This is a genomic window from Niastella sp. (assembly GCF_045805085.1).
Lineage (GTDB): Bacteria > Bacteroidota > Bacteroidia > Chitinophagales > Chitinophagaceae > Niastella.
Window position 1 is genome coordinate 1 of the sequence record NZ_JBJMLX010000239.1, and the last position, 5,974, is coordinate 5,974.

The 5,974-nt window shown below is 45.2% G+C and carries 4 protein-coding genes; all 4 read left to right on the plus strand.

Going from position 1 to position 5,974, the window contains the following annotated elements; genetic code table 11:
* Positions 1-814 precede the first annotated feature (814 nt).
* Positions 815-1,636, plus strand: a complete 822-nt coding sequence (locus tag ACJ751_RS12115; protein WP_407745756.1) for an HAD-IIA family hydrolase — start codon at positions 815-817, stop codon at positions 1,634-1,636.
* 164 nt (positions 1,637-1,800) lie between these two features.
* Positions 1,801-2,745: a hypothetical protein gene (locus tag ACJ751_RS12120; RefSeq protein WP_407745757.1), complete on the plus strand. Its 945-nt coding sequence runs from the start codon at positions 1,801-1,803 to the stop codon at positions 2,743-2,745.
* Between the two features lie 449 nt (positions 2,746-3,194).
* Positions 3,195-5,252: a chondroitinase-B domain-containing protein gene (locus ACJ751_RS12125; protein WP_407745758.1), complete on the plus strand. Its 2,058-nt coding sequence runs from the start codon at positions 3,195-3,197 to the stop codon at positions 5,250-5,252.
* A gap of 101 nt (positions 5,253-5,353) precedes the next feature.
* Positions 5,354-5,974 (plus strand): glycoside hydrolase family 5 protein (locus ACJ751_RS12130; RefSeq protein WP_407745759.1); only part of this gene is annotated, 621 nt, incomplete at its 3' end.

Here is a 5,974-nt window from a genome sequence, read left to right on the forward strand (position 1 = left end):
AAAGATATCAAACGCGCCGTACAATATTATTTTATGCTGGTTGATGGTAAGGCCACCGGCTGGTTATTATTACCCGTGTTGGAGAAGTATGTGGAGGTGTTGTATCGGTTTAATAAGGCGCTGAAGGATTTAGAGGAGAATGATGGTGCTTAAGTAGCGGGTTGATGGAGTTGACAAGTTGACAAGTTAACAAGTTGACAAGTTAACAGGTTAACAAGTTGACCAGTTAACCAGTTGATCAGTTAACCAGTTGATCAGTTGACCAGGAATAAAAGTTGATAGTGTTGACGGAGTTGACAGGTTAAAGAGACCGTGAGCGAAGTCGAGGGCTCGACTTTTTAATTTCTCTGTTTTTCGTTTTTAATTTCTCTGCTTCGCCCGCCGAAGCTTTAGCGTAGGAGGGCCTTTTGCCCAAAAAGTAACTTTTTTTTCAAATTGCCCCATGTAATAATACACGCCTCTTAATAACGATAAAGTCACTCAAAACATTACCTGCATCATATAAACGAGCCATATTCACCATTGCCCATTCACCATTGACCTCAATAACTTAATGTTCGATTAACTTATTATATACTCATAACCTGTATATTTGCTTTATACAATAAACACAGCGACTGCTCGTTTTATAACAATACTTGCCTAAGCACTCTGCACACTTTTTCTGAATCACTCCTTGCCAAATTCTTGCCGCCGATAATAATTCTTGCCAGCTTAAAATATTTCATTTTGGCGTTTGCCCACATCCTGAACAGAGCCGAAGGATGGTTGTCATTTGAAAAAGCAGCAATTTTTAAATCTAAAAATTTAACCTATGGCACAAAAGGGCTTTCTTATCGACATGGATGGGGTTATTTACAGAGGCAGTGAACCTATTCCCGGCGCAGTGGAGTTTATCAACTCTTTGCGTGAAAAAGGCTATCCTTTTTTATTCCTGACGAATAACAGTCAGCGTACACCCCGCGACGTGAGCTACAAATTGCGCAAATTGGGTTTTAATGTAACCGACGAAGATATATTTACCTGTGGTATGGCAACCGCGCGTTACCTGGCTTCCCGTAAAGAACACGGCACAGCCTATGTAATTGGTGAAGGTGGTTTGTTGACTGAATTACATAATGTAGGTTATTCCATTGTTGACGATCATCCTGATTATGTGATCATCGGTGAAGGCCGTACCATTATGCTGGAATCGGTTGATAAAGCGATTAACATGATCATGAACGGATCGAAGTTGATAGCTACCAACCTTGATCCCAATTGCCCTGTAGGAAATGGAAAATACCGGGCTGGTTGTGGCGCGTTTGTCGCCATGCTTGAATTTGCTACCGGCAAGCAGGCATTTAGTGTGGGTAAGCCTAGTCCGGTAATGATGCGTATGGCCCGTAAGCTGTTACAACTGTCAACCGACGAAACCATTATGATCGGCGATACTATGGGCACCGACATCCTGGGCGCCGGTTCTATGGGCTTTACAACAGTCTTAACGCTGTCGGGCGTTACGCAGGAGTCAGACCTCGACCAGTTTGGCTATACCCCGGATTTCATTATAAAATCGGTAAATGACCTGTTGGATGAGGAATTGTTTTCGAAAGTGTTGTATAAGCAGCATGAGGCCATTTTAACCGTGGCATAATTGACCCTGGTTTTGTTCTATCCGCAATACTACATGTTTAAGAGGAAAAGGTCCCCGACGATATTGTCGGGGTTTTTTTTGCATTTTCCGTTTTGCCGGGTTGTTTTTTGGGTTTAAATTGCCTGCTTACCCGCCCTGGACCGTACAGTTCAACTGTACAAATAATGAATAAATATATACTGGTTGTAGTGTCATTCCTGGTTGGGGTGCTATCGGTTTTACCTGGCCTTGGTCAGGATAATCAATGGTTAAAAGGCACCTGGAAAGGCGTGTATTTTGGCGAGAAAAGTAAACTCACCAAAACCTTCGATACCCGGCTGCAGATCACCAAAATGAATGGGGCGCAGTTTGAAGGGGTGGTGCAATGCATTCTTCCTTCTGATACTACCGTACGTTTACATACCCGCATTACCGGTCGCATCTATGACCATTACATCATGACCAAATTAAAGGAAGTGCTGTATTTTAAAGACCCACCCGGTCGTTACACCTGGGCCAAGCATTGTAATTTATGCGACAGCATGAAGTACAACTTTGAAAAGCAGGGGGACAGTGTGGTATTACAGGGGGAAAGAAGATGTGATACGCTTTGTAATATTGTAGCCCGCTATAGCAAAAACATCGGGTCACTGGTGTATAAACCAGCTTTTTTGTATGATCCGGATATTACGCCGCGCCAATTCACTACTAAAACCGCCGGCACCAGTTTTAATTTTGTAAAACCTGTATACAAGGATTCAATGGTAGGCCGCGATTACTTTGCCGGCAGGGCGGTATCGCAGGCCACCCGGTACGTCGTAAACGCCGATTCCGCCGAGATCCGCTTTATGGATAATGGCATTGTCGATGGCGATACCATCAGCGTGTATTATAATGGACAGTTGATAGTACCCAAACTGTGTTTAAAAGAAAAGCCTTACATTATAAAAATACCCTTGTATCCCGGTTATCCCAACCGGTTGGTGATCTATGCCGAAAGTCTTGGAACCTTTCCGCCCAATACCGCCTATGTGCGCATCTTATACGGTAAAAAAGAACAAAGCTTTCTGCTTAGCAGCACCATGTCGAAAAGTGGAAGCATAGAATTATATTCAGCGCAGGCTCCTTAGGTGTTTGCTGCTGCCCGTGATCCTGTGGCGATATTATGGTAAAATCCTATTTGTGGTAAGATTGTTTATTTACCTGATAATAACCGGGAAATAATAACAGTCAAAATATAGTTACTTCATATACCATAACGATTAAACCAAAATGCTGTCAAATGAAAAAAACAACCATCACCTGGTATATGGGTAACATATACTCCTGTTACTAACGTAAACCAGTACTATCTTTTTTCCTGCTACTCCTTTTAGTTTTCCCCATTTGTAATTGCGGTGTGATTTATGCGGCATCTTGCGGCAGTTGCAAATTTTACCTTCTTCTTCAACATTGTTAAAAGGATATGCAGGAATAGTATAGCCTCCTCTTAACTATTCATTCCTGTCATCAAACAGGTAGGTCAATGCCTGCCAGGGATTGTCATACGTCTGTGCGATGGCCTTAAACAATCAAAACAATGAAAACCTTAATTTATTTATTACTTGTATTGCTATGCGCAGTACCGGCGCTTCATGCCGCTACTGTAAATGTTTCTTCTTTATCGGCTTTGCAAACTGCTATCAATAATGCAGCGCCGGGTGATATCATCATCCTGGCCAACGGCATTTATACAGCCAGTACAGATATTACTATCAGCAAACAGGGAACCGCTGCGGCGCCCATTACCATTCAGGCGCAATCAATAGGCGGCGCTGAAATAAATGGTACGGCTGGTATTAATATCGTGAGCCCGGCAAAGTACATTATTATTAAAGGCTTCAAGTTCACTTTCAATGCTTCGCAGGCTACTATGGCCAGTGGCACCAGCTTTTGCCGCTGGACGCGCAATCTTTTTCAAACTCCCGGTGAAGGGGAAGACCTGTTGCTGAATGGCAACGATCATGAAGTAGATTATAACACCTTTCAACATAAGGATGCACTCGGCCGTTTTATTGCCGTACGGGGAACAGGTAGCCAGATCGCACAACGCCTGCACATTCATCACAACTATTTTTTAGATCAGCAGCCTCAAACAGGTAATGGTGCAGAAACACTCCAGTTTGGTTTAAGCGGGTACAGTCTTTCTTCAAGCAACAGTATTGTTGAGTATAATCTTTTTGAACAATGTGAGGGCGAAAATGAATTGATCTCTGTTAAGTCGAGCGCGGTTACGGTTCGGTATAATACCATTCGCAATTGCCCGGCGCAATTCACCCTGCGGCATGGGAATCACAGTATCGTGTATGGTAATTACTTTATCAATACACCCGGCATCCGCATCTTTGGCGACGATCACCTCATCTTCAGTAATCACTTCGAAAACTGTGACCCGGCCATCAATATTGGTAATGGGGATGGGGAAGTGGCCAATGGCGATGCTTTAACCGTGCACGACCGGCCCGATCGGTGTGTGATCGTTTTCAATACCCTGGTAAATAATACCACTAACTATGTACAGTCCGGTCGTACAAACGGGTTAGGCGCTACTGCTACTACGTTTGCCAACAACATTATACAGGGCGGTGGCCCGGCGGCTTCTATTGCTGGTCCCTATACAGGTGCTGTGTGGTCGAACAACATCGTGTACCAGGCCAATGGCGGCGGTTCCATGCCATCGAGTGGGTATACGGTGGTAAATCCTTTGCTGGCCCGCGATGCAACCGGCACTTTCCATTTGCAATCGGGTAGTCCGGCCATCAATGCAGCCACAGGAACGTATACGGATGTTACTGTTGATATGGACGGACAAAGCCGTAGCGGAACAAAGGATATTGGCGCTGATGAAGTATCAACTGCGCCGGTGATCGCGCAAATACTGACCACATCGATGGTTGGCGCCAATGGTTCCGATCCGGCAGCGTGTTTGCCTGTTGTGGCCAGCAGCGATGATGGCAATGTACCGGCGAATGTGTTAGATAATGACCTCAACACCCGCTGGTCGGCCAGTGGCGACGGGCAATGGATCCAGTTCTGCCTGAACAGTACTACTACAATTACCGGGGTGCAGATCGCTTTTTATAGTGGTAATACCCGCAGTTCTACTTTTGATATCTTAACCAGTACCGATGGCGCCAGCTGGAGCACAAAAGCATCCAACCTGGTAAGCAGCGGCACCAGCCTGAACCTGGAAACATTTACCATTGCCGCTACTTCTGCAAAATATGTTCGCATTGTGGGACATGGCAACAGTGTAAACGCCTGGAATAGTTATACCGAAGTGCACGTGCAAACCAGTTCCTCATTAACAGCGCGCGTAATGGAAGAAGAAGCCGCTGCCATAAAAGAAACGCTCAATAGTTATCCCAATCCTTTTCATGCAGCCAACACCATCACATTCAATATAGAGAAAGATAGTCAGGTTCAACTGAGTGTATTTGATGTAATGGGCCGGCAGGTAGCCCTGCTGATGAATGGTGCCATGAAAGCCGGCATCCATCGCGTTCCATTCGATGCGAAACAACTGCCCGCGGGAATGTATTGGATAAAACTGAAGCATAACGGAAAGAGTGCGATGAAGCAAATAATAAAGGAATAATCGTCTATCAACCCTATCGACCTGCCAACTTGTTAACTCGTTAACCGGTCAACTGGTTAACTGGTCAACCAGCTTTATTGTTAACCTAAATAAACACCCGAATGAAGAAAGTTACAAACCTTATTTTATGGAGCGTGTGCTTACTATTAGCATCCGCAAAAAACACCCGGGCGCAAACGCCGGTCCAGAAGAATGGACAGTTGCGCGTGATCGGCACCAAATTATGTAACCAGTATGGCAATCCCATTCAACTGCGTGGCATGAGTACCCATGGTATTCAATGGTACGGTTGGGGAAGTTGTTTAACCGAAGCCTCGCTCGATGCACTGGCCTACGACTGGGGCGCTGATGTATTGCGCATTTCAATGTATGTTCAGGAAGATGGTTATGAAACTGATCCCGCCGGTTTTACGGCACAGGTGAACCGCCTGATCGAGGAAGCCACGGAACGGGGCATGTATGCACTGGTTGACTGGCATCAGCTGACGCCCGGCGATCCCAACTATAACCTGTCGAGAGCAAAAACATTCTTCTCGGCTATTGCCAATCAGCACAAGAACAAGAACAACATCATTTACGACATCTGTAATGAACCCAACTCAGGCGCTACCTGGGCAAAGATCAAGTCTTATGCAGACCAGATGATCCCCTTCATTCGCGCTATCGATAACGATGCGGTGATCTGCGTGGGCACCCATGGCTGGTCAACCTTTGGTTTGTCT

Excerpts from the sequence above, each read along its gene's own strand:
- ACJ751_RS12115 (WP_407745756.1), top strand. The coding sequence starts at position 815 with ATGGCACAAAAGGGCTTTCTTATCGACATGGATGGGGTTATTTACAGA.
- ACJ751_RS12120 (WP_407745757.1), top strand. The coding sequence starts at position 1,801 with ATGAATAAATATATACTGGTTGTAGTGTCATTCCTGGTTGGGGTGCTA.
- ACJ751_RS12125 (WP_407745758.1), top strand. The coding sequence starts at position 3,195 with ATGAAAACCTTAATTTATTTATTACTTGTATTGCTATGCGCAGTACCG.